27 protein-coding genes are annotated in these 22781 nt (G+C 62.7%); 20 read left to right on the forward strand and 7 right to left on the reverse strand.

Translation table 11 applies throughout. The features are described 5' to 3' along the window. The first annotated feature begins 14 nt into the window (after positions 1–14). From AC1DS6_RS33450 to AC1DS6_RS33540, 19 genes are all read left to right on the forward strand, one after another. Positions 15–233 carry a hypothetical protein gene (locus AC1DS6_RS33450; protein ID WP_477104036.1) on the forward strand — a complete coding sequence of 73 codons (219 nt, stop codon included), beginning with the start codon at positions 15–17 and terminating at the stop codon, positions 231–233. Next, a complete protein-coding gene (locus tag AC1DS6_RS33455; protein ID WP_477104037.1) occupies positions 233–538 on the forward strand; it encodes a hypothetical protein in 306 nt (101 codons plus the stop codon). The genes AC1DS6_RS33450 and AC1DS6_RS33455 overlap by 1 nt, the downstream gene beginning before the upstream one ends. After that, positions 535–966, forward strand: a complete 432-nt coding sequence (locus tag AC1DS6_RS33460) for a hypothetical protein (RefSeq protein ID WP_477104038.1) — start codon at positions 535–537, stop codon at positions 964–966. Before AC1DS6_RS33455 ends, AC1DS6_RS33460 begins: the two co-directional genes overlap by 4 nt. Positions 967–975: 9 nt before the next feature. Continuing rightward, positions 976–1224 (forward strand): hypothetical protein, encoded by a 249-nt coding sequence (locus tag AC1DS6_RS33465; protein WP_477104039.1) that lies wholly within the window; start codon positions 976–978, stop codon positions 1222–1224. Beyond that, complete coding sequence (locus AC1DS6_RS33470) at positions 1224–2156, forward strand: phage tail tube protein (RefSeq protein WP_477104040.1); 933 nt, start codon at positions 1224–1226, stop codon at positions 2154–2156. Before AC1DS6_RS33465 ends, AC1DS6_RS33470 begins: the two co-directional genes overlap by 1 nt. 75 nt (positions 2157–2231) lie before the next feature. After that, the gene (locus AC1DS6_RS33475) at positions 2232–2579 is read left to right on the forward strand and encodes a hypothetical protein (RefSeq protein ID WP_477104041.1); all 348 of its coding nucleotides are present in this window, start codon (positions 2232–2234) and stop codon (positions 2577–2579) included. Between the two features lie 59 nt (positions 2580–2638). Then, positions 2639–2962, forward strand: coding sequence for a DUF1799 domain-containing protein (locus tag AC1DS6_RS33480; protein WP_477104042.1), 324 nt, complete (start codon positions 2639–2641; stop codon positions 2960–2962). 47 nt (positions 2963–3009) lie between these two features. Next, a complete protein-coding gene (locus AC1DS6_RS33485; protein ID WP_477104043.1) occupies positions 3010–7815 on the forward strand; it encodes a tape measure protein in 4806 nt (1601 codons plus the stop codon). Then, positions 7812–9299, forward strand: a complete 1488-nt coding sequence (locus tag AC1DS6_RS33490; RefSeq protein ID WP_477104044.1) for a hypothetical protein — start codon at positions 7812–7814, stop codon at positions 9297–9299. Before AC1DS6_RS33485 ends, AC1DS6_RS33490 begins: the two co-directional genes overlap by 4 nt. A 49-nt stretch (positions 9300–9348) precedes the next feature. Further along, positions 9349–10230, forward strand: a complete 882-nt coding sequence (locus tag AC1DS6_RS33495; RefSeq protein WP_477104045.1) for a hypothetical protein — start codon at positions 9349–9351, stop codon at positions 10228–10230. Next, entirely contained in the window at positions 10227–11102 is an 876-nt protein-coding gene (locus AC1DS6_RS33500; RefSeq protein WP_477104046.1) for a hypothetical protein, read from the forward strand. Before AC1DS6_RS33495 ends, AC1DS6_RS33500 begins: the two co-directional genes overlap by 4 nt. Positions 11103–11169: 67 nt before the next feature. Further along, positions 11170–11436, forward strand: coding sequence for a spike base protein, RCAP_Rcc01079 family (locus AC1DS6_RS33505; protein ID WP_477104047.1), 267 nt, complete (start codon positions 11170–11172; stop codon positions 11434–11436). After that, complete coding sequence (locus AC1DS6_RS33510) at positions 11436–11645, forward strand: hypothetical protein (protein WP_477104048.1); 210 nt, start codon at positions 11436–11438, stop codon at positions 11643–11645. The genes AC1DS6_RS33505 and AC1DS6_RS33510 overlap by 1 nt, the downstream gene beginning before the upstream one ends. Continuing rightward, complete coding sequence (locus tag AC1DS6_RS33515) at positions 11645–12856, forward strand: phage head spike fiber domain-containing protein (protein WP_477104049.1); 1212 nt, start codon at positions 11645–11647, stop codon at positions 12854–12856. The genes AC1DS6_RS33510 and AC1DS6_RS33515 overlap by 1 nt, the downstream gene beginning before the upstream one ends. Next, positions 12853–13113 (forward strand): hypothetical protein, encoded by a 261-nt coding sequence (locus AC1DS6_RS33520; RefSeq protein WP_477104050.1) that lies wholly within the window; start codon positions 12853–12855, stop codon positions 13111–13113. The genes AC1DS6_RS33515 and AC1DS6_RS33520 overlap by 4 nt, the downstream gene beginning before the upstream one ends. 150 nt (positions 13114–13263) lie before the next feature. After that, positions 13264–13905 (forward strand): glycoside hydrolase family 19 protein, encoded by a 642-nt coding sequence (locus tag AC1DS6_RS33525; RefSeq protein ID WP_477104051.1) that lies wholly within the window; start codon positions 13264–13266, stop codon positions 13903–13905. A gap of 8 nt (positions 13906–13913) precedes the next feature. Further along, positions 13914–14210 carry a phage holin family protein gene (locus tag AC1DS6_RS33530; protein ID WP_477104052.1) on the forward strand — a complete coding sequence of 99 codons (297 nt, stop codon included), beginning with the start codon at positions 13914–13916 and terminating at the stop codon, positions 14208–14210. After that, entirely contained in the window at positions 14194–14751 is a 558-nt protein-coding gene (locus AC1DS6_RS33535; protein ID WP_477104053.1) for a lysis system i-spanin subunit Rz, read from the forward strand. The genes AC1DS6_RS33530 and AC1DS6_RS33535 overlap by 17 nt, the downstream gene beginning before the upstream one ends. Positions 14752–14890: 139 nt before the next feature. Then, positions 14891–15682 carry a DNA adenine methylase gene (locus tag AC1DS6_RS33540; protein WP_477104054.1) on the forward strand — a complete coding sequence of 264 codons (792 nt, stop codon included), beginning with the start codon at positions 14891–14893 and terminating at the stop codon, positions 15680–15682. A 488-nt stretch (positions 15683–16170) separates the two neighbouring features. On the opposite strand, the gene AC1DS6_RS33545 is transcribed toward AC1DS6_RS33540, so the two are convergent. The 5 genes from AC1DS6_RS33545 to AC1DS6_RS33565 form a co-directional block, all read right to left on the reverse strand. After that, entirely contained in the window at positions 16171–16860 is a 690-nt protein-coding gene (locus AC1DS6_RS33545) for a hypothetical protein (RefSeq protein WP_477104055.1), read from the reverse strand. Positions 16861–17038: 178 nt separating this feature from the next. Beyond that, positions 17039–17698 (reverse strand): SOS response-associated peptidase, encoded by a 660-nt coding sequence (locus AC1DS6_RS33550; RefSeq protein WP_477104056.1) that lies wholly within the window; start codon positions 17696–17698, stop codon positions 17039–17041. 130 nt (positions 17699–17828) lie between these two features. Further along, positions 17829–18005 carry a hypothetical protein gene (locus tag AC1DS6_RS33555; protein WP_477104057.1) on the reverse strand — a complete coding sequence of 59 codons (177 nt, stop codon included), beginning with the start codon at positions 18003–18005 and terminating at the stop codon, positions 17829–17831. 84 nt (positions 18006–18089) lie between these two features. Next, entirely contained in the window at positions 18090–18344 is a 255-nt protein-coding gene (locus tag AC1DS6_RS33560; RefSeq protein ID WP_477104058.1) for a hypothetical protein, read from the reverse strand. 116 nt (positions 18345–18460) lie between these two features. Then, the gene (locus AC1DS6_RS33565; protein WP_477104059.1) at positions 18461–19570 is read right to left on the reverse strand and encodes a tyrosine-type recombinase/integrase; all 1110 of its coding nucleotides are present in this window, start codon (positions 19568–19570) and stop codon (positions 18461–18463) included. Between the two features lie 87 nt (positions 19571–19657). On the opposite strand from AC1DS6_RS33565, the gene dusA reads away from it, so the two are divergent. Further along, positions 19658–20722, forward strand: coding sequence for a tRNA dihydrouridine(20/20a) synthase DusA (gene dusA / locus AC1DS6_RS33570; RefSeq protein ID WP_477104060.1), 1065 nt, complete (start codon positions 19658–19660; stop codon positions 20720–20722). Between the two features lie 483 nt (positions 20723–21205). Here the strand turns inward: dusA and AC1DS6_RS33575 are convergent, their stop codons facing one another. Further along, positions 21206–21355 (reverse strand): hypothetical protein, encoded by a 150-nt coding sequence (locus AC1DS6_RS33575; RefSeq protein ID WP_441635837.1) that lies wholly within the window; start codon positions 21353–21355, stop codon positions 21206–21208. Between the two features lie 183 nt (positions 21356–21538). Next, positions 21539–21838 (reverse strand): hypothetical protein, encoded by a 300-nt coding sequence (locus AC1DS6_RS33580; protein ID WP_477104061.1) that lies wholly within the window; start codon positions 21836–21838, stop codon positions 21539–21541. Positions 21839–22781 lie beyond the last annotated feature (943 nt).

Genomic DNA, 22781 nt, shown 5'->3' on the forward strand with positions numbered 1-22781 from the left:
CATTCGAGGATTCCATGAAAGTCAAAGCAAACTGGCCGGTCAATACCGGCAAGAAGCTGCAGGAGACCGGCTCGGTGTTCGATGTCAGCGACGAGCAGGGCGCCGTGCTGGTAGCCGCCGGCGCGGTCGAGGACGTGGGGCGCAAGAAGAATGAGGACGCTGGCGGCAAGGGGCCCGAGGGTGACGGCGGCGCCGGTGGCGCCGGTGGCGATCCCACCCCTCCGGCTGCCTGATGTTGCCCGGTGAGGATCTCGACATCTTTGTCGAGGACTTCGGCGACCTGGTGACAGTGGCCAGCCGGGGCATTTCCCAGTTGGCGCTGCTCAGCCAGGTGCCCGGCGAGACGCTGAACGGCCTCTCGCGTGGCGCTGGCGTGCAGCTGCTTGGCCGTGCGGACGTGTTTGGTGTCCTGACCGCTGCGGACGTAGTGGTGGTGACCGAAGGCAACAGCGCCGGCGCCTATAACCCGGTCGGCCTGCCCGCCAAGCATGGCGATGGGGCATTTGTGCGGATCGACCTTAACCCGGTACCGACATGACGACCAAACGAGAGGCAATGGCACAAGGCGTGCTGCAGGTGCTGCAGGCCGCGCCTACGCTGCAGGGGCTCGGCCTGGTGTTCTCGCGCTCCCTGTTCGCCGCGCTGGACATGCGCACCACCAAGCGCGTCCTGGTGGTCCACCACGGCCAGGAACAGATGGGCGCCGAGTCCACCGCTGAGATCGATCGCCACGCCGAGCTGCTCATTACAGTGGTGTCGCGGGATGCCGACCCGGATTCGATTTCCGAGGCCACGCTGGCGTTGGTCCACCCGGTGGTGATGGCCTTCACGGATCCCGCCCTGATCGACATCGGCGAGCTCGGCACGGACGCCCCGAGTTACGACAACCTCGGCGGCATCGTCGGCGCCCGCACCGTCCACTATGACCTTTTCTACCGCACCAGCCGCGACAGCCTGAGTGCATAGGAGATCCACATGAAGACATCGAGAGCCACCGCGCTGGTGGCCGGGGTGATGGCGGAGGCTGCTGCAGCCTCCACGCTCCCCGATTCGGCAAGCGTGCTTGCCACCGACGAATACGCCGGCGTGGCTGGCTCGTTCGAATTTGATCCGATCACCGGCAAGCGCCGCCCGATCTCCGGGCCCGCGGCTGATGCTGCAGCAACTGCAGCGTCTCCCGCGCCGGCAGTCCAGCCCGGTGATCAACCCGAGGAGCAAGCGTAATGCCAAAGCTAAATCGTAAGACCGTGCTGCTGGCGAAAATCGAGACCACATCCGGCACGGATGCGATTCCCACCGGCGCCGCCAATGCCATCCTGGTGCGGTCGGTCAACATCCAGCCGCTGGTGGCCGAGAATGTGCCGCGCAACCTGATCCGCGCCTATTTCGGCAACAGCGACCAGCTGCCGGCCGGCATCCACAGCGAGTTGGACTTCGAGGTGGAGCTCGCCGGCTCCGGCGCGGCCGGTACCGCGCCCGCCTGGGGGCCGCTGATGCGAGCCTGCGGCATGGCGGAGACGGTCACCGCGGCCACCGACGTCAAATATGCGCCGATCACCGGCGGCAATGAAACGGTGTCGATCTATGCGTACATCGACGGGGTGATGCACAAGCTGCTCGGCTGCATGGGCACGGTGTCGTTCGACATCACCAGCAAGGGCATTCCGGTGATGCGTTTCAAGTTCCTGGGCGCCTTCAACCCGGTGACCGATACTGCCAACCCGGCGGGCGTCGACTACACCAAGTTCAAGCGCCCGGTTCTGGTCAACAAGACCAACACGGCGACCTGGTCGATTCAGGGCTACACCGGCCCGCTGCAGGCACTGCAGATGGACCTGGCCAATACCCTGGTCTGGCGCTCGCTGATTGGTTACGAAGGCGTGGCGCAGACCGATCGCCAGGTGGCGGGCAGCATCAACATGGAGCTCAGCACCGTCGCGGCGAAAGACTGGTGGTCGACTGTGCGTGATGCCCTGACCGGCGCGCTGTCGATCACGCACGGCACGGTGGCCGGCAATATCATCAAGTTCGATGCGCCGCAGGTGCAGCTGTCGAATCTTGCCTATACCGACCAGGATGGCGTGGCGATGGTGACCTCTAACCTCATCGTTCTCCCGTCGGCCGGCAACGACGAGCTGGTGATCACCGTCAAGTAAGCGACCTGGTCGCGCCAACCAAAACCCAACAAGGCCCGCCACTGTGCGGGCCTTTTGCATTTTCAGGAGATCCCCATGGCATTCAAGCTGGCAATGAAACCCACCTTCGGCGCGCGCGTCAACGTCGAGGTCCTCAACGAGAAGGGCATTCTCGAAAAATCGCAGTTCCTGGCCGTCTTCACCCGCTACACGGTGGAAGAGCTGGAAGCCCTCAAATCCCGCTGGATTGTGGAGGGCGCGAACGATCCGATCTGGATCGCGCGCGAGGTGCTGGTGGGCTGGAAAGAACTGGTTGCCGATGACGGCACGGTCGCCGAGTTCAACGAGGACAACAAGGCATTCCTGCTCAGCATCCCGCCGGCGGCGGCAGCCGTGCAGCAGGCGTTCTGGGACAACATCGTCACGGCGCGCGCAAAAAACTGATTGAGGCCGCGCGCCATTGGGCCGGCTTTCGGGAGGATGACTTCGAGGCCGGCGCCGACGTGGCCGACGCGCTGGCGGCACTCGGCGCACCCGATGACGTGCTCGATGCGGTGCGCGCGCGGCCAACCGGTGAGGATTTCTTCTACTACGCCGACAACGAGGAGTCGCTGTTCCTCTTCTTCGACGTGGATACGCAGTGGAACTACGTGGGCACGATGGCCGGCGTGGTGCGCACCGGCCTCAACTATCCGGGCGTCGACAGCGTCATGAGCAAAAAGCGATATCGACGCAAGCGTCTGGCGGCCCTGTTCGCCGATCTGCAGTTGATGGAAAAGGCGGCGCTCAAGGTCTTTCTGGATGAGGCCGAGTCGCGTCGCCAATAGCTTCAGCACCCGCTCCGGCGGGTGCTTTCAATTGAGGGGAGGGGCCTGTGTCCGAGCTCGGAAACATGATGGTCAGGTATCGGGCGGACCTGACGGACTACAACCAGGGGATGGCGGCCGGCGCGGCTACCGCCAAGAAGTTCGGCCGGGACGTCGAGAGTTCCCTGCAAGGCGCGGCGACCCGTGCCGATCAAAGCGCCGTCGCCGTCGCCCGCAGTGCTGACCGGATGGCTGGCTCGATGGGTCGGGTGGTGGAGTCCACCGACGCGCTGAACCGCCGGTTCGATGGCCTCATGCGCACGATTGGCGGCATCGGTCTGGGGCTCACAATCGCGGAGATGGTCAGCATGTCCGATGCGGCGACCAACCTGTCGGCGCGTATCGGCCTGGTGTCGTCGTCGGCGCAGGGTGCGGCGCAGACGCAAAGCGCGCTGTATGACGTGGCACAGCGCACGCGCCAGCAGTGGGCCGGGGTCGCGCAGACCTATTCCTACCTGGCCAAGGCCGGGCAGGAGATGGGCGCCAGCCAGGACAAGATCCTGCGCGTCACGGAAAACGTGTCCAAGGCGATCGCGCTGAGCGGCAGTTCGGCGGAATCGACGCAGGCCGCCCTCATCCAGTTCTCGCAAGGCCTGGCCAGCGGCACGCTGCGCGGCGAAGAGTTGAATTCGGTGCTGGAGCAGGCGCCACGCCTGGCGCAAGCGCTGGCTGATGGCCTGGGCGTCTCGATCGGCGAGCTGCGCAAACTCGGCGAAGAGGGCAAGCTGGTGCCGGCGCAACTGCTCGATGCGCTGGACAAGGCGGGCAAGCAGCTGAGCGCCGAGTTTGCCTCGATGCCGATGACGGTCGAGCAGTCGTTCACGCAGCTGCAGAATGCGCTCATGAAGCGCATCTCGGACATGAACGAGGCCTCGGGCGTGTTCCGCAAACTGGCGGACGGCGTATCGTTCCTGGCGACCAACCTGGACTATGTCACGGCGGCCCTGACTGGCCTCGTGGCGGCCAAGGCGGCCGATTGGGCGCTCAATGCGGCGTCGTCGTTCGCCCGCAAGGCAGATGCCGCCATGTTGCTGACGCAGGCCACCCGTCAGCAGACCGCGGCAACCCTGCTGGAGCTTGAAGCGGAGGCTGCAGACACTGCGGCGAAGCTCGCGAATGCCGCCGCCACTTCGGCCGCCATCGGGGTGGCCCGGGCAGACCAGCAGGCCAAGATGGCCAGCGCACAGGCCGCACTGCAGAGCGCGGAGGCCACCATTGTGGCCGCGACCGCCACCGGCGCGTTGTCCGGCTCGCTGCGCCTGGTGCGCGAGGCGGAGCTGCAGGCGACAGCGGCGACCATCGCCAGGTCGGCTGCGATCACCGAGATGGCAGTGCTCGGGCAGCAGCAAGCCCGGGTGAACCTGGAGATTGCTGCTGCCACCGAAGCCAATGCGGTAGCACAGCGCGCGCTGGCGACGGCGCAGACCGCTGCCGGCGCTGGCGCCGGGCTGGCGACCCGGGCGCTCGGCCTGCTGGGCGGCCCCCTGGGCGCGGTGGTCACGGTGCTGGGCCTGGGTGTCACGGCCTGGGAGATCTACTCGGCGCGGCAGCGGGATGCGGCGCGCGAGGCGGTCGATTCGTCGGGCAAACAGGTGGCGGTCAGTGGTCAGTCGACGCAGCAGATCATCGATGACCTGAACAAGCAGATTGCCAAGTACCGGGAGCGCAACGAGATCCGCGACGGCACGCCGGCGGGCGATGGCGCCAGGCTGGTCGACCAGAAGAAGGCGCTGGCGGATCTGAAGGCCAAGAATGCCGCCCTCACGCCGGAGCAGCGGGCAGCCAATCCGTACAACCCGAACCTGCTGGATGAGGCGCGGCTTGAAAACGCCCTGGTGGCCGCCGAGGCCGCCATGCGTGCCGAGCGCGTGCGCAAGCTGGAAGCGGAAAACCAGAAGTTCGAGAACCAGCTCAAGGGGGTCAACGAGAACTACGAGAAATACGTCACCACGCAGAAGGCGCTGCTGGCCGAGGGCGCCATCAACCTGACGACCTACACCGCGCGCGTCAAGGTGGCCTATGACAAGTGGGCCGGCGGGGCCAAGGACGCGGAAGAGGCCAACAAGGCCTTCCAGAACGCGCTGGGCGGGCAGATGGCCGCGATCGAGCAGCAAAGCAAGTTGCGCGAGGATGCGCTCAAGCGGGAGCTGGCCAACGTCGAGCGGCTGCGCCGTACCGGGCAGATCACGGAGACCGAGGCGCTCACGCGCAGCTATGACGCGCGGCAGATAGCCCTGGAGGGCGAACTGGAGCAGGCCAAGCAGTTGGAGGACCTGGCCGCCGGCAAGAAGGAGCTGGCGGCCCGCGAGAAGTACCGCGGCGAGCGCGTGCGCATCGAGTCCGAGCTCAAGAGCCTGGGCCAGGAGCGCATCAACGCGCTGCAGGACCAGACCGAGCTGCTGTACCGCCAGCAGGCCGATCTCGACCAGAAGACGCTGCTGGGGCTGGAGCAGCGCATTGTGGCCGTGACGCAGGAAACGGAGCTGTATGGCCGTCTGCCTTCGGCCATCGAGGCGGTGACCGTGGCGCGCCTGCAGGAGCGGCGGGAAGCGATTGCCATGCTGGATCCCATGAGCGAGCAGCTCAAGGCAATTGACGCGGAGATCGAGGCGCGCCAGCGCCTGCGGGATGCGCTCTACACCAAGGAGGCCACCGAAGCGCGCTATGACCAGGCGAAGAAAACGGCGGAAGAGTGGAAGCGCGTTTCCGACGAGATCGGCCAGGGGCTCACTGATTCCCTGTTTCGGGCGTTCGAGGCTGGCAAGAGTTTCGGGCAGACCTTCCTGGATGGGCTCAAAAACCTGTTCAAGACCACGCTGCTGCGGATTCCCTTCCAGTATGTCCAGGCGGGGGTGAGTGGGGCGCTGGGCTTCGGCGGCGGCCCGGGTGGTATCGCCGGCGGCTACGGTAGCGGTGGGGGAATGGGTGGCACGTCCAACCTGATGCATATGTCCAACCTGCTGGGCGACGCCTACGGCGTCAACGGCATGCTGGGTGGCCTGCTGGTGGGCAATTCGGCCGCGTATGGCGCCATGGTGCCCGGTCTGACCGTGGGCAGCCAGCAGGCCGCCATGCTGGCCGCGCAAACGGGCGAATTCGGTTTCGCCGGCTTGAGTGCGACGGCCAGCTCGGGCGGCTTTGCCTCTGGCGCCGGTGGCATGGGCTCCTGGCTCAATGGCGCCTCCGGCTTTTGGGGTGCCGGTGCGGGTATCGCGGGTGGGCTGGCAGGCGGTGCCCTGTTCAATAACAAGGGCTATTCGTCCCTGGGCGGCAGCCTGGGAGCGGTAGGCGGGCTGGCGGTGGCGGGGTCGAGTGCCGCCGCCGCCAGTGCCGTGGGGGCCAGCCTGGGCTCGGCGCTGCCTGTGGTGGGCACGATCGCCGGCGCGGTGCTGGGTGCGGCCATCGGCTCGCTGTTCGGGGGCGGCGGGGAAACCCGCTACGGCGCTGGCTACAACGTGAATGGCGGCAAGGCCAGCAAGGGCGGTGGGCCGTCTGGAGGCGATCCGGCGGCCGACCAGGTCACCAAGGCGATCGAGACCACCTATGGCTCGCTGCAGTCGCTCACCGAGCGCTACGGTGGTTCGCTCGATGGTACCGGCGGCTATCGGGCTGGCTGGGAAGTCAGCCCGAAGAAGGGGCGCAGCTTTGTTTTCGCGGGCTTGGGGCAGGACAACCGCGTCGACCTGTCCGGCGAGAAGGATGCCGGCAAGGTGCTGGATGCCCTGAACCTGCAGCTGCAGCGCTCCATCATCCAGGGCCTGCAGAGCGCGAACCTGGAGCGGCCGTTCAAGGAATACATCGACAGCATCGACGCCTCCAAGCTCAGTGCGGATGACGTCCAGGCGGTGCTGGCCACGCTCGACAGCCTTTACCAGTTCGCCGACGCGGTCAAGAAGCTGCCGTTCAAGGGCTTTGCGGACCTGTCGGCGTCGGCCGCGCTGGAGCTGGCCAAGGTCGCCGGCGGCATGGAGGCGCTGACCTCGGGGCTCAACAGCTATTTCCAGGCGTACTACAGCGCCGACGAGCAGCAGGCCTTTGCCAAGACGCAACTGGCCGCGCAGTTCGCCGCGCTGAACTTGGCGATGCCGGAGAGCAAGGCGGCATTCCGCGCCTTGATGGAGGGGATCAACCTCAACGACGAGAGCGGCCGCAAGCTGTACGCCACGCTGCTGGGCATCGCGCCGGCGTTTGCGCAGGTCACGGACGTGCTGACGGCTTCCGCTGAGGCCATGAAGGCATTCGGCAAGCAGGTGCGGGAGTTCCAGGCCTCGCTGGACCTGGGCAACCTGTCGACGCTCACACCCGAGCAGCAGTATGCGGAGGCGAAGCGGCGCTATGAGGAAACCTCGGCCGCAGCGCTGGGCGGTGATGCCGATGCGCAGTCGAAGTGGACGCAGATCGCGCAGGCCTTCCTGGAGGCCTCCCGCGCCTACTACGCCAGCGGCGGGCAGTATGCCGCCGACTACAACAGCGTCCAGGGCTACAGGCCGGACGGCTCGCACGCAAACGGCCTGGCCTATGTGCCTTTCGACGGGTACCGGGCTGAGCTGCATGAGGGCGAGCGCGTGCTGACCCGGGCAGAAAGCGCCAGGCTCAACCAGCCTAACTGGTCGGAGTTCGGCCGGAACGGGAGCGCAGCCCTGGTGGCGGAAATTAAGTCGCTGCGGGCCGAGGTGCAGGCGCTGCGTGACGATGGCCGCCGGCAGGCGGTTGCTCGGATGCAGCAGGCCGAGGAGAGCCATCAGGAGACGATCGATGCCGCGGGACGGCAACGCCTGCTGCTCGATGAAATTGCCAACAACATCAAACCATGACGATAGCGATAGAGGTAAGCGCCTGGCGGATCTCGGCCGCGGCGGTGGAGGTGCTGCGCTTTTCCAGCGCAGGCTTCACCACGCAGCCGACCGATACGCCGGCCAATGCGTATTTCGAGGGCCGCCTACAGGAGCAGCCGCGGCTGTCGCGCACGCTGTTCGACCGGGCCACCACCTACGGCGCCTCGCGCGCTTCGGCGGGCAAAATCCGGCTGCTGAACACCGACGGTGGCCTGGACAACTTGGTCACCGACTATGCGTTTGATGGCCGGCCTTTCACCGTCAAGGTGGGGCAGCCAGGCACGCCGGTGTCCGGCTGGGCGACGGTGATGTCGGGGCTGCTTGATGACGTGAGCGCGGATGACGGCGCCATGAACCTGCAGGTGCGCGATCGCCTGGCGTTCCTGGGGCGGCCCTTGGCTCGGCCCAAGTACGCCGGCACCAACGTGCTGCCCGATGGCGTGGAGGGCACCAAGGACGATCTCAAGGACCAGTACAAGCCACGCGTCTATGGCGCGGTGCTCAATGTGCCTGGCAAGGCCGTCAACACGGCCAAGCTGGTGTACCAGGTCTCCGACCAGGCCTGCACGGTGAGCGCGGTCTATGACAACGGTGTCGTGCTTGGGCGGGGCGCCGACTACGCCAGCCAGGCGGACCTGCTGGCCACCGCGCCGGCGGCGGGTACCGTCCGCTGCTGGCAGGGTCTGTTCCGACTTGGGAGTACGCCGGCCGGCCAGGTGACTGCCGATGCCGGCACTGTAGAGCGGCGCGCGGGTGCGCTGCTCAAGCAGCTCGCCCTCGATGCGGAGATCCCGGCAGGCGACATTGTCGATGCTGACGTGGCGGCGCTCAATGCCGCCAACGCCGCGCCGGTCGGTGTGTGGGTCGACGGCGAGGTCAATACGCAGGCCGTCATGGATGAGCTGGCCAACGCCATCGGCGCCTGGTACGGCTTCGATCGCCTCAACCGCCTGCGCATGGGGCGCCTGACCGCGCCGAGCGGCGTGCCGGTAGCCAGCTGGTCGATCCACTCGGTCAATAGCCTGGTGCTGCGCTCGGCCGGCGTGCCGAGCTGGCGGGCCGTGGTGCGCTTCGGCCGCAACTACACGGTGCAGACGCAGCCTGCCGGCAGCGTGGCCGAGGCACGCAAGGCCTTTCTTGCGCAGGAGTACCGGCAGACAGCGGTCGAGGTCCTGGCCGTCAAAACGGCGTGGCCCTCGTCGGAAGAACTCACTTTCGATTCGGCCCTGATCGCCGAGACCGATGCCGCGACCGAGGCGACCAGGCGCAGTGCACTGTATAGCGTGCGGCGCATCCTGGTCGACGCGGAGATCCCGCTCTCCGAACTCGGCGACCTGGTGGACCTCGGCGTGGTGGTTGGGCTGGATCACCCGCGCTACGGTCTCACCGGCCGCCTGCTGCGGGTGATTGGACTGGATGCCGGTGTCGATTCCGACACCGTGAAACTGACATTGTGGGGGTAGGGTGGCGAACGTTCTCCTGGCGCATCCCAATATCGTCGACTCCGGCAGCTTGAGTGGCGGCAACTGGCAGATCTCGCGTGACAACCTGAAGGACCGCCAGCTATCGAAGGTCGCGCGGACGGCCACGGCCAGCAAGGCCGACACGCAGTTCACGCTTGATCTCGGTCGCAGCCGCCTGGTGTCGGTGGTGGCCATCGTGCGGCACAACCTGTCGACGGCCGGGAAATGGCGCTTGCGCATGGCCAACGATGCGGGCTTTAACCAGCCCGTCTATGACAATGCCGTCACGTTTCCGCCGGACGGTGCGCCAAGCGTGCATCTGGATTTTCTGACGCAAAGCTATTTGTCATGGGATCCGGACCTGCAGCTGGCGTGGCCGACCTTGTTTCCGACCAGCGTGCTGGAATGGGAGGATGACAATTTCTGGACCGGCAGTATTACCGAGGAGGAGCGCAGGGAGTATCCGTCGCTGCTCCTGGTCGTGGTGCCAAAGCCAACCGCCGGCCGCTTTATACGCGTGGAGGTGGATGACGAGACGAACCCGGATGGTTATGTCGAGTTCGGGCGCATGTTCGTCGGGAGCGCCTGGCAGCCGATCTACAACGCCAGTTGGGGCGCGTCGATCGGTTGGGAGACGGATACGGGCATGCAACGCGCGATGTCGGGTGCACCTTACTTCGATCGCAAGGAGGGCCGGCGCGTGACGCGCTTCACGTTGGGCTACCTGTCGCGCGATGAGGCTCTGGGCCGTGTCTTCGAGATCCAGCGCAAGGCCGGCATCGATGGCGAAATCCTGCTGGTCTGGGACAAGGACGATGCGATCAATCTGCTGCGCCAGTCCTATCTAGGCCGTCTCCGGCAGCTCGGGGCGATCGAGCGCATCTTTGTCGGCAATCACAGCAATGCCTTTGAAATTGAGGAGCTTAAATGACCAGCGTTACCTTCACCCCGGATGTCGGTGGCGACAACATCACGATCGATGACAGTGACAGCGCAGCCACCGGTCTCGGCAATGGTGGGCACCGGACCCGCTTCATGATTGCGCTGCAGCAGTTCATGAAGACGATGGCCTGGGCCAAGACCACCGCGCAGACCATGATCTCCTATCGAGATGCAGCTGCCACATCAGCGAGTCAGGCACAGATCATGGCGGCTGCAGCGCAATCTGCGGCGGGCCTGCCCGCGCTCGCCGGCAAGGCTAACAAGTTCCTGCGGGTCAATCCCTCCGCGAACGGCGTGTTGTTTGACGACGTGCCGGACATCATGGGCGCAGTGAATGCCGCCATTGACGCAAAGATCAAGTCGCATGTGCCGAGCACGCTGATCGGCATTCATAGCGGCACGGTGGCGACCATCCCAGCCACCTGGGTGTTATGTGATGGCCAGAACGGCACCATCGATCTGCGAGACAAGTTCGTGCTCGGTGCCGGGACTGGCGCCGGCGTGACGGCTGTGGGCGCCACTGGTGGCGCGAAGACGGTGACCCTAAACATTAACCAGGTGCCATCGCACCAGCACACGGGAACCACGAACGGAGCCGGCTCGCACGGCCACTCGATCAACGATCCAGGTCACAACCACCGTTGGGGCCGTAACGATGCAAACATCGTCGGCGGTAGTGGTGCGCCAACCTTCAACGCTGGTGCCGATGGCACCACGACGACCAGCACCACGGGCATCTCCATCAACGGGGTGGGGGATCACGCCCACACCTTCGGCACAGATTTCCGCGGCGGCGACCAGGCCCACGAGAACATGCCGCCTTTCTACGCGCTTTGCTTCATCCAGAAGGTCTGGCCGTAGTCAGCGAAGCCCTAGCCAATCCCACAGCGAGCCGCCTTTGAGCGGCTTCATTCTTTTGGAGGTCTGCATGCCAGCAGAAGACAAGTACAGAAATCACCGTCAGGAACTCGACTCGCCGTCGCGAGACTTTGCGGTCGTCACCAAAAGCGACACCGTTGATTTTGATGTGCTGCCGCGCGCGATCTATGTCGGTACCGGCGGCGACATCATGGCTGTCCGCGAGGATGGTGTGGTGGTGCCGTTCCTGAACTACCCGAGCGGGCAGTATCTGCCCATTCGCTGCATCCGCATCAACGCCACCGGAACCACGGCCGGCAACTTTGTGAGGATGTAATGCGGATCGGTATCGGGCTATCGATGGCGGCGAATGCGGCGCGGTATGACACGGAGGACCTGGTCACGGGCGCGGTCTCGCTCAACTTCGTGGAAAACTACAGCGGGCCGACGGTGCGGCTCGATTTCGTCAACAGCGATTTTCGCGCATGGAACGATGACCCGTCGTGGCCCTACGGGTTCATCGGCGTTTTCAAGGGAAAAGCATAATGCTCGGGCAGAAAACACTTGATCAAATCCTGGTATTTACGCGCAACACCGCGCGTTGGCGGATGGGCCCGGCGAGGCGATTCGTTAGTGATGCGATTAACGTCCCCTCGCTGCAATTCAGTGGCATGACGACGAACCCTAACGGCGTTCTTTCGGAAATTGCTGCGACTAACGTGGCGTTTCCGAGCATGCCGCGCCTTCCGGCCGGTGGCGAAGATGTGTACTACAAAGTGGAGAACGTCAACCCGGTATTCGAGGGCGGCACGCAGCAACGTCGCTTTATCAGTAAGGGTGCCGGCTCGCCGAATATGCCGCCGCAGAACGGATTCTCCTGGACTACTACGATCAGGCAGTGTTGCTCGCTGGTTGTCGAAATTGACCCGGCAAGCCCGGCGCAAGTCGGTAGCCTCTCACTGACCATCTACAAAATCAATGCGCCTGCAGCCGTGGTCACATCCGGTTCGTTCTCGTTTGCAACCGGCACGTTCAACAAGACCGGCGCATCGGGGACTGCAACCGTAGGTTCTGCAAAGTTGATGGACGTAGGTCCTAACGGCGGTGCTGTGTACTTGCTTTGGGTGACGGATCTCAACGCGGCAGGCGATACGTATGGCTTCTATCCGTACCCCGTTGCGAACAATGCGGCAGGGCATTCGATCATCATCCATCATGCGCAACTGGAGGGCGGAAGTTTGCCGACTACGCCAATCGTGACGACAACGGCGCAGGGTACGCGCGGCCAGGACTTGTTCTTGCAGCCGTCGCTCCAGAAGCTGGCATTCAACCCGAACGAGGGGACTGTCGTTGTCGGGTTCGTACGCCCGCAGAATCCTTCGTCTACAAGGTCGCTTTGGGAATTCGGTGATGGCACGCTAAACAATCGCTTCTTCGCCGGGATTGATGCGCTGGGCCAGGTTGTTTCGGTATCCATTGTTGGCAACGCCACTGTGGGCAACGTCACTGATCCTACCGGCGTAAATGTAGGCGATATTGTAAAAATGGCGATTGCGTATAAGTCGGGGCAATACCGCATGTCGGTAAATGGTCGACCTATCAAGAGTGCGACGCCTGCGGTCGTTCCGGTTGTCGACCGATTCGGACTTGGCGGGTTGAACTTCGGCGGGAATCAAGCATCGTGCGAATTGTTCATGTGGGACTACATCCCGCAATTCAAGGACGACGCAACACTCATTAACCTCTCCAAGCCATGACCGATCTCCACGATTACTACCTGCATTGCTCTGACGGTGCGGCTCTGCAAGAGCTGGTTCCTATCTATGAGGCGGAATGTGCAACGCTCGACTACATCGGCCAGATCCCGGCAACCTTCGACGCTGACGGTGTGCCGTTGACCTACCAGCCGGGCTACTTCGCGAACCTGCGCCTTGCCCGCGAGCTGGAGCCGGGTGAGTTGTCGACGTACCTGATTGCGCCACCGGAAACACCGTTCCGGGTGTTTGCGGCATGACGCTCTGTCGCCATCCCTTCTGTTTGGTGGCGGCGCAAGAGGAGGCCTACCGCCTGCTCACGGCCTAGCACGCCAGCCGCACCACCACCGGCCACCCTGCGGGGTGGCTTTTTCTTGCCCGCCGCGTGCGGGCTTTTTCAATTCGAGGTCATGGATAAAACAACCTTTCAGAAGGCGGCCGGCATCAACGATGCGCTGGCTGATCGCTGGTGGCCGCACGTCGACGCCGCGCTGTTCGAGTTCGGCATCCTGCTCCCTCACCGGGTGGCGGCCTGGATTGCGCAGGTCGGCCATGAATCGAAGGGCTTCTCCACCTTGGCGGAGTCCTTCGATTACTCGGTGGGTGGGCTGATGGATACCTTCGATAAGCGGCTCTCGCCGGCGCTGGCCAAGACCCTCGGCCGCCAGGCCGGCGAGCGCATGGTGCCGCTCGAGCGCCAGCAGCGTATCGCCAGCATCGTGTACGCCGGCCGCTACGGCAACGGCGATGCCAGCAGCGGGGATGGCTGGCGGTACCGCGGCCGCGGTCTCAAGCAGATCACGTTCCACGACAACCACATGGCCTGCGGTCATGCCCTCGGCGTCGACCTGGTCAGGCAGCCCGAGCTGCTCGCCACTGACGACCGGCTGGCCGCGCGCTCGGCCGGGTGGTTCTGGTTCGCCAACGGCTGCAACCAGTTGGCCGACGCCGGCGACCAGCGTGCCCTGACCAAGCGCATCAACGGCGGCTACAACGGGCTGGACGATCGCATGCAGCGCTACGTGCATGCCAAGCAATGCATTCCGGGATAAGGAGCCCCATGCAAGAACCTGAGAAGAGTCTGTTCATGTTGGTGGGGGTGGGCGCCATGATCGGCCTGGGCAAGCTGCTGGCCAGCGACGAGACGATCACCGTGCGCCTGGTGTTCGGCCGGGCGGTGATGGGGGCCGCGGCGTCGATGGTGGCCGGCATGGCGCTGATCCAGTTCCCCGGGCTCAACCCGGTGGCGCTGGTGGGGCTGGGCAGTGCGTTCGGCATCGTCGGAGCGCAGGCCCTGGAGAGCTACTTCAAGCGCAGGCTGCGCCAGAGCGAGGGCCGGCATGGCAAAGGCGCTTGAGTTTCTAGCCGCCTGGAAGGGCCGCCTGCTGGCGGCTTTTCTGATGGTGGCCGCCGGCGCGGTGCTGGGCGGATCTGCCGCCTGGTGGCTGCAGGGCAATCGCTATGAGCGCCAACTCGCCAAGCTGCGCGAGCAGATCGCCGGCGAGCGGGAGGCTGCCGCGCGAGCGGAGGCTGACCAGGTCACGAAGTACCGCGGGCTGGAGGGCGCTGCCCGGGAGGCGATCGCGGCCGTAGTGAAACACGCCAAGGAGGAAAGAGACCGTGAAGAAATCGCACAAGCTGCTGCTCGCGCTGAGTACCTGTCTGGCGCTCGCCGGCTGTCCCTCGCCGTCCGTTCCTGTCAGGCCGGCGCCGATGGTGCCACCGCAGATCCCGGCGCTGCCGGCGGAGCTGGTGAAGCGCGAGCCGAACTTGCTCCGGAGACTGCAGCAGCTCTCGACGGCATCGCCCGGGATGGCGACCGGGGGATCCGCGACGCCAATGCCTGTATCGACGCCTACAACGCCGTCCGCGATACGTTGAACCAGGCGCAGCAGTAAAGACAGGGCAGCCACTGCCGGTGTTGGAGCACCGACGGTGGCCACCGAACACACTGACATTACCAGTGAGCCCAGCCAAGGCCCTGCCACCTTCCTAGGAGGCGGGCGAATCATACCAAAATGTGAAAGGCTCACCACAATGGCAACACCCATCATTCCCTGGCTCGGTGGCAAGCGCCGCCTGGCCGATACCCTGCTTTCTCGTTTCCCGTCGCATGAGTGCTATGTGGAGGTGTTCGCCGGCGGCGCCGCGCTGTTCTTCATGCGCCCGCCGGCGGCGGTTGAGGTCATCAATGACGTCAACGGCGAGCTGGTCAATCTCTACCGCGTCGTGCAACACCACCTGGAGGAGTTCATGCGCCAGTTTAAATGGGCGCTCACCAGCCGCACGGTATTCCAGTGGCTCAAGGACACGCGCCCGGAGACGTTGACCGACATTCAACGCGCCGCGCGCTTCTACTACCTGCAGCAGGCCTGTTTCGGTGGAAAGGTGGCGGGGCTGACGTTTGGCACCGCAACCACCACGCCGCCGGGATTGAATCTCCTGCGGCTGGAGGAGAGCCTGTCGGCCGCCCATCTTCGCCTGGCCAGCGCCTACATTGAGCAGCTGGATTGGGCGGCGTGCATCGCGCGCTACGACCGACCGCACACGCTGTTCTACCTAGATCCGCCCTATTGGGAAACCGAGGGCTATGGCGTCGACTTCCCGCTCGAGCAATACGAGCGCATGGCGGAGGTGATGCGCCAGCTCAAGGGCAAGGCCATCGTCAGCTTGAACGACCATCCGGAGATCCGTCGCATCTTTGCGCGCTTCCAGATGGAGACACTCGACATCAACTACCAGGTGGCTGGCGGCGACAAGCTGGCTGCACGTCGGGAGGTGATCATCTACAGCTGGGATCGTGCTGCTGAGCCGGCTGGCCTGTTCTAGCCACAGGGCAGTCGAAATCGAAGGCCGGAGCAACGCCGGCCGTTGGCGAACTACCGTTTCCGACCCATAGCGGTCCATGCTGATCCCCCAAGGCAGCCGCTCAACGTTTCGGGTGACCCGCCCGTGTAGGGAGGAAGCCCGCCGAAACGGGGCGGGTCGAACCGCGGGTTAGAGCGCAAACAGCGAATCAATTTGATGATCGTTGGTCGCTTGGACAGGAGATTCGCAGCTCTTTCCGGTTGAAGCCAGTGTCCTCGGAGAGCGTCTTGTACCCAGACGGGCAAACCTCGTTAGCCTTGTCATAGCAGATGTTCCAACCAAGCCCAGCGCCACAAGCGATGAGATATTCGACGCTTCCGCCCGGACGCCGTATCTCTTGGGTTGTGGTACAGCCTGCTAATCCCAATAGCACCAAAATGACTGTAATCTTCGTGATGCATTGACTCATTGTTGACCTGCGCTCTAACATTTGATTGGGCTGCGCGGCGTTATTTTCCGCATCCGCTCGTATAAATTGTCCACCAAACAGCTAATGCCCCAAGCAGTAATACACCAGTCAAAGTTATTGCAATCACGATGTTGTGACGGCACGACGCATGGTCCGGTTTGTCATGCGCGTTCCAGGCTTCCTTTGACCTATCGTCGAAGGATTCTCTGATTTTTGCCATTCTTTTTCTGCTACCCACCATGCTGCAGTGGAATGAAAAGATGAGAGCCGTGCCGACCGTGAAGACAACTATTGCGACAGAAGTGAGCAGGCCTTTTTCAAAATCTGTTGGATTTTTTAACCGGTCAAAGAGAGCGACTATCGCAACGTATGTGGCTATAGCATAATTCGTTATGCTGAATTGTTGTTGCTTATAGAGTCGGATGTTCTCGATGGAGTCTGTGTACAGTAATTCAAGCGCGTCATATTGTTTCTTGTTTTGCTCGGACTCCTCCATTTTCAGCCTCCGGTAATTGGTGACGCCAACGCAGAGTTCACCCACCGAGAAGCCGCGCCAGCGGGCTCGAAGTTCGGTGGAACAGCTTGTCCCCAGTTCATGTGCAGAGCCTCCGGTGTGTGGTGGAAGACACCTAACACCTTGGCGAGCCGCACGTGGTACGAATGCGGAAACCTGCGCCAGGACAGACTTGGTAAGGTCGAATAGTAGCTGACGTGGTGTTGGCGAAACCATCGATTTGCCATTTTACCGGCGCGATGATTTGCCCGCGCTGCGCTTTCAGCTTGCCCGCCCGCGCGACAGCGCGGCTGGAACGGCCGCAACTGGCCGGGAACGGACTGCGGCCCGCCGATGCCAGGTCGTCTCTTCCTGGCCTCCGTCATCACCTATGCGGCAGCCCGTACAAGGGACGCTACTCGGCAGCCTTTGCCCGAGGCGCGCGCGGCGCCGGCTCTGCATCCATAAGCTCGGGCGGGTAGGGCCGCATGAAGCTGCGCGCCCGCTCCGGGTCGCGGCAGGTCAGCCAGTCATCCCACTCCGAGCGTGGCACGATGACGATCATCCGCTTCTCCTTGCCGGGGGCGTGGAAGCGGTTCATCAGCGGGTGCTTGTCCGAGTTGATGGTCATCATGGTAAAGCTGAACACTTCGGCGCCGGCCTCCCGCGGCCATGCTCGCCATAGTCCGGCTATCGCAAAATCTGGCTCATCTTTAAGCCAGATCCGCCAGCGCACCGACTTTGAGCCGCCTTCGTAGTTTGGCTCGTAAAAGCTGGTGGCCGGAACCAGACAAACTTGACCGAGCTTCCATGCACCCGAAAACGAACGCTTCTCGCCAATGGTCTCCGATCGGGCATTTGTGGTGTCGAACTTCTTTACCCCAGGGGGGATGCGGGATTTCGGGACCATACCGAAAGTGCCTATCAGCACTTCGCGGCGGCCGTCCAGGTTTGACCGGATGATTGGCGCGGCATAGTCTGGCCAAGTCTCCGGAGGATAGTCGAGCGGCGGCGGCTCAACGCCGTAGACGTCACGCAGCAGCTGGCGCTGTACAGGGGCGTAGTTGTTGCACATGGCTCGTCCCTCCGATTTTTTGAGAGTTTAGACGCTGTCTTCGTATCCAGAGGCCGCAAGAGAGGCGTGGGCAGACGACAGGCTGGCACAGAATCTGCTGAGTTGAGCCAGCTAAGGAATTGGCTAAGCTTCAGATATCACCTATGCCCTCATTTGACGCACTATGAAGCCCCATATCCAACACTCCCATCACGAATATCGTGCAGGTGAGCATGTTCACGGCAGTCGTTACTACCTCATTCTCGCTGCCTGCCTTCTGGCATTCGGCCTGCTGTATATTGTGTAGTCCGTTTTCCAGTACGGTCATGAACATTCATGCCCTTACTCCGGGGGGGAGTTCGTTTTCGGCCGTCGGCGGGAAGTATAGAGAGGGACGCTGGAAGGGCGGGAGCTACTCGCTACTCGCCATGCTTCCAACCTGCCGGGCTGTCAGAACGCGGACGGCTTTCTCAACCGCGCGGCGATGCTTGTCCTGTACCTCTGCCCAGCTCGCTGACGTGAAGATCTTGTCGATGCTGGGGGCAATGAGGTGCGTCAGGAAGACGGGAGTGTCCCACGGGCAGAAGCAAGTCCAGACGCGGGCGTCCTGGTCCTGCAGGTCGGTCCGCAGCACGAATCGCTTGTACCAGCCTTTCAGGAAGTCCATATGGACTTGCTGTTCCAGCTCTTCGACTGGTCGGCCAGACGGATCGAGGACGTCATCCCTCCGGCTGCGGCCCGATTTGCCAGCATTTCGCCAGCATTCGGCATCTGAGCTAGTGTTTATAACGAATTGCAGGGGTTCGAGTCCTGTGCTGACAGTTCCGGCGGGGCAATTACATCGAGCCATTTCCAACCGACAAAGCGGTCACCCACATGCCTCAGGTGCGTGTACCGTTTCAGGCTCTGCCAGCTCCTATGCCCGGTAACAGCCGCCACGCGCGGGATGCTCAGCCCCATCTCGAATAGTCTGCTGGCGCCCTCGTGCCGCATGTCATGCAGGTGCAGATCGTCAATCTCAAGGAACTTCGCCGCTCTGGTGAAGGCAGTGCTTACTGCATCACTGCTGACCGGAAATATTCTGGCCTCTCGCTTCGGTTGGGCCAGGATTATGCGCATTGCCTCCGGCGGGAGATCACACCAGACATCGTTGCCGATCTTCTCTCCTGGGTGCTTTAGGTCACGCACCATGACACGGCTGCCTGCCTGGTCAAGATCGTTCCATGTGATTCGGCACATTTCCTCCAGTCGACGCGTGGAGAAGATGGCGAAGGCAGTGAGCGCCTGCATAGGTGTGCTGTCCACCCGTTTCGCGCGGATTTTGCCAAAGTGCTCCATGAGCAAGTCGAGCTCGGCCAGGGTCGGGCGGCGGCTGCGGGCTACCGAGCGGCTCGTCACACCGAGCTTCTTCGCCACCTTGCGAGCGTCATCGATCGCCGTTTGATCGAGCGGGTAGCCCCAAGCCGGGCGGGCTATCGCAAAAATCGATGCGAGGTGGGCGAGGTAGTTGCCGACCGTTTGCGGCAGTACTCCGAGGCTTTGCGCAAACTGTGTGATCTCTTGGCTTCGGATCTTTGAGCAGTGCATTGAGCCAATCGGTGCCGCCTTGATGGCGCCGAGCACCTGTGTCTTTGTGCGGCCTATGTCTTTGCGAGACTCTCTTATATAGCGGTCGATTACGGCACTCAGCAGTGGGTCATCCCGCTGCGCGGTTTCGAGCGCGCCGGGCTGCGCCAGTTCGCGCTCGCGCTTTTCCATCCAGGTCGCGGCCGCTTGGCGGCGATCAAACGTCTTGGTTTCGGTGAGCACCACCTTGCCGCCTTGCTTCAGGCGGATCACGGCGGTGTAACCTATACTCTTGTCCTTGCGCTCGCGCTGAAGAATTGTGCCCATAATCCCCGGTGCAACATGGTTTTTTTCGGTGCAACATTGTAACACCCAAGCTCAAAAATGAGCCTAAAGAGGCAGTAACGGCAGGTAATGGTACACGTTCAGAACTCCCCGCAAACCGAAGCCGGAAGCGGATCCCCAGCAAAATCAACGGGTCGCAGAATATCGGTTGCACCGATGATGGATTGGACGGATCGTCACTGCCGTATGTTTCACCGGCAGTTGAGCCGCCATACCTGGCTGTACACGGAGATGGTGACCACAGGTGCGCTGCTGCATGGTGACGTAGCTCGCCACCTGGACTTCAACGCGACCGAGCAGCCTGTTGCGCTGCAACTTGGGGGCAGCGAGCCCGCCGCTCTCGCCGCAGCGGCGAAGCTGGGCGAGCAGTGGGGCTATGTCGAAGTCAATCTCAACTGCGGATGCCCTTCCGAGCGCGTCCAGAGGGGCGCATTCGGCGCGTGCCTGATGGCGGAGCCCGAATTGGTGGCGGATTGCGTGAAGGCGATGCGCGACGCAGTATCGATTCCGGTGACCGTCAAGCATCGTATTGGTATTGACACGATCGAGCACTACGATTTTGTCCGCGACTTCGTCGGTAGCGTGGCCGATGCGGGGTGCCAGACCTTTATCGTGCATGCGCGTAATGCGATCCTGAAAGGGTTGAGCCCAAAGGAGAATCGCGAGATCCCGCCACTGCGCTATGAAGTCGCTTACCAACTCAAGCAGGAGTTCCCGCAACTGGAAATTCTGATTAATGGCGGCATCGTCACGCATGACGAGATGGACGAGCATTTGGCGCATGTGGACGGCGTCATGATCGGGCGCGAGGCTTACCACCAGCCGTATGTACTGGCAGAGATGGATACCCGTTTCTATGGTGCACAGACGCCCGTGCCGCCACGACTGGAGGTTGAACTGGCAATGCAGCGCTACATCGGCGATTTGGTCGAACAGGGCGGCTATATGGGAGCGGTTACGCGTCATATGCTGGGCTTGCATCGGGGTATCCACGGTGGCCGTGGCTGGCGGCGGGTCTTGTCGGATGCTCGCCGCATGCATGCAGTGCGTACGCGCGCAGCAGTCGATGCGTTGTTTGAGGAGGCGCGCGCGCATCTGGGGCAGGGCAGCGAGCTATCCCGCGAAGTGGCATGAGTTTGCGCAGCCTATCCAGGTCAGTGGCCTGGATGCCCTGGGTAATGCGGTTTTCGGGCGGCTGGCCCTGCGCAGGTTGGAGCGATTCCTCTAACTTCGAATCCCCTTTTTATGCTCGTGTACTAAGAGGGGCTGCTACGCGCACTTGACCGCCGCAACGGACAGATTTCCCGCCATGGCAAAGGGATTCCCCTAATTAGTCAAGCGGCCGCAACTTCTTACACTGTGCCTGCCCTCGAATACAGGGTTTTCTTCAACTGATTGTTAAGCCCGCCTTGTGCGGGCTTTTTTTTACCATGGCTGCGACGTGGGGTTGCATGCCGCCCTGCGTACAAGAGCCTGATTTTGTAGATTTGCTTCCGTTTACCCGGATAGTACGAATGGCAAATGACAGATAGATTACCGAGGCCTTCAGGGCAATTGAGATCGCTAATTTAAGAGCCCGCGCAGCGGGCTCTTTTTTTTGTCTGTCCGCGCGTCGCACTATTTCTCACTGGTGCGTGAGATGCCGACGTCAACGATGCCGTAGGCGGTAATGCCTGATTCCCGGCCTTCGTTGCTCTGGCTGGCGCATCCGCCCAGAATTGCCAGCAGCGCGCAGCTTGTCAGTAGTCCCCAGAAGGTTTTCTTCATGCTCTCTTCCAATATGGCCGTGGAACCGGCGCTCACTATTGGGTGCCTGGCATCAGTTTTGGTTCCTCTGCAGCCTGTTGCCGCAGCCGGCAGGGCGAGGAGTAAGGCGCGTGGAGAAGCCGGTGGGGGAGGGTGACGCGCAGGCTGGAAGCAGGGTGGGCCTGACACGGTAGGGCGCCTCGCTCAACCTACGACAAATCTGTGCAGCAGCAATGCGGCAATGGCAGGGCATGCCAGGACCAGGCCACCCAGAGCCGGGAATCGCTGTGACCACATACCGATCAGGGCTGGGATCGCGGCCACTGAGCCAAGGATGTGTATCAGCAAGGACAACAGGGTGTCGGGCTGGCCACCACTAGCGGCATGCGGCAATTCGCTGCCACCAGGCTGGCCGAAGAGTCCATATGCGCTGCCGAGCAACAGCACGACGAGGCAGAGCGTGGCAACCAGCTTAAGGGTGAGTTTGGCGCTTGAGGTCCGCATCGTCGTTCTTTCCACTTGGATTGAAAGCGCCCTCGCCTGGTGGAAGGGCGCATGGGCACATGTCCAGGATGTCGTGAAAATAGCGCAAACTGCACCTAATCCAACTGAGATTTTTCTAAGTCAGAATTAAGTCAAGGTGTGGCGCGTGGTGGTGCGTATGGCTGCGGTGGGGTGGGGCGCTGCGCGTTCTACGCGCTTTGTTCGCACTCCACTGTGCTCTAGCATGGAGGTGTCACGATTGCATTGCATCGGCACGAGGAGATCGGCATGGGACAGTGTGCCACGGATGTAGATTGTCCTGCGGAGGGACGTGCCGCCGCGGGCTTGGTCATAGGCGTGCTCGTGCTTGGCGCCATATTGGTGGTTGGCTGCGTCTGCTGTTCTCGATGCAAAATTCGCGTAGATCGCGCATAGCGACTCGGGTGAGCCCATCCGCGGGAGCATGGTATGTGTGTCAGACATTCTTGCTTAACACAGTCGGGCAAGGTGCGGGTATGAGGCCGCGAAGCAGACGATTTTGGGTGTCCCGGCAGATCGCACCATCAATCCTCGGTGCGCTGCGCTGCTGCAAGACAGGGACGCGGGATAGTCGGCCCGGGTCATGGAGGCGATGCTCAAAATGCGTAAGTTAGACATCGCCGTGTTGAGGCGGGCGTACGAGCAGGGCTAAGTCAACCGCGCCATATCGGAAGGGCGGGTAATGATTGCATGTCGACCGCGCGTGGCATTGCACTAGTGGAAGCTGCCTGTGGCCAAGGTGGCTCATGAGTATCTTATTTGTTGCTGCAGGGTTCATTTCAGAAAACGCTTGCCATGGCCGAGGGGCTCCCTTAAGATTCGCCCCCTCGCAACACAACTACCGCGCTGCAAAGCAGGCGGGACAAGGGTTGCGGGGTTGGCAGGGTGGTTGGCGGCGCGAAAGGCGCGGCGAACTGAAGTAAAA

It is taken from the genome of Cupriavidus sp. 05L310 (genome assembly GCF_056398185.1).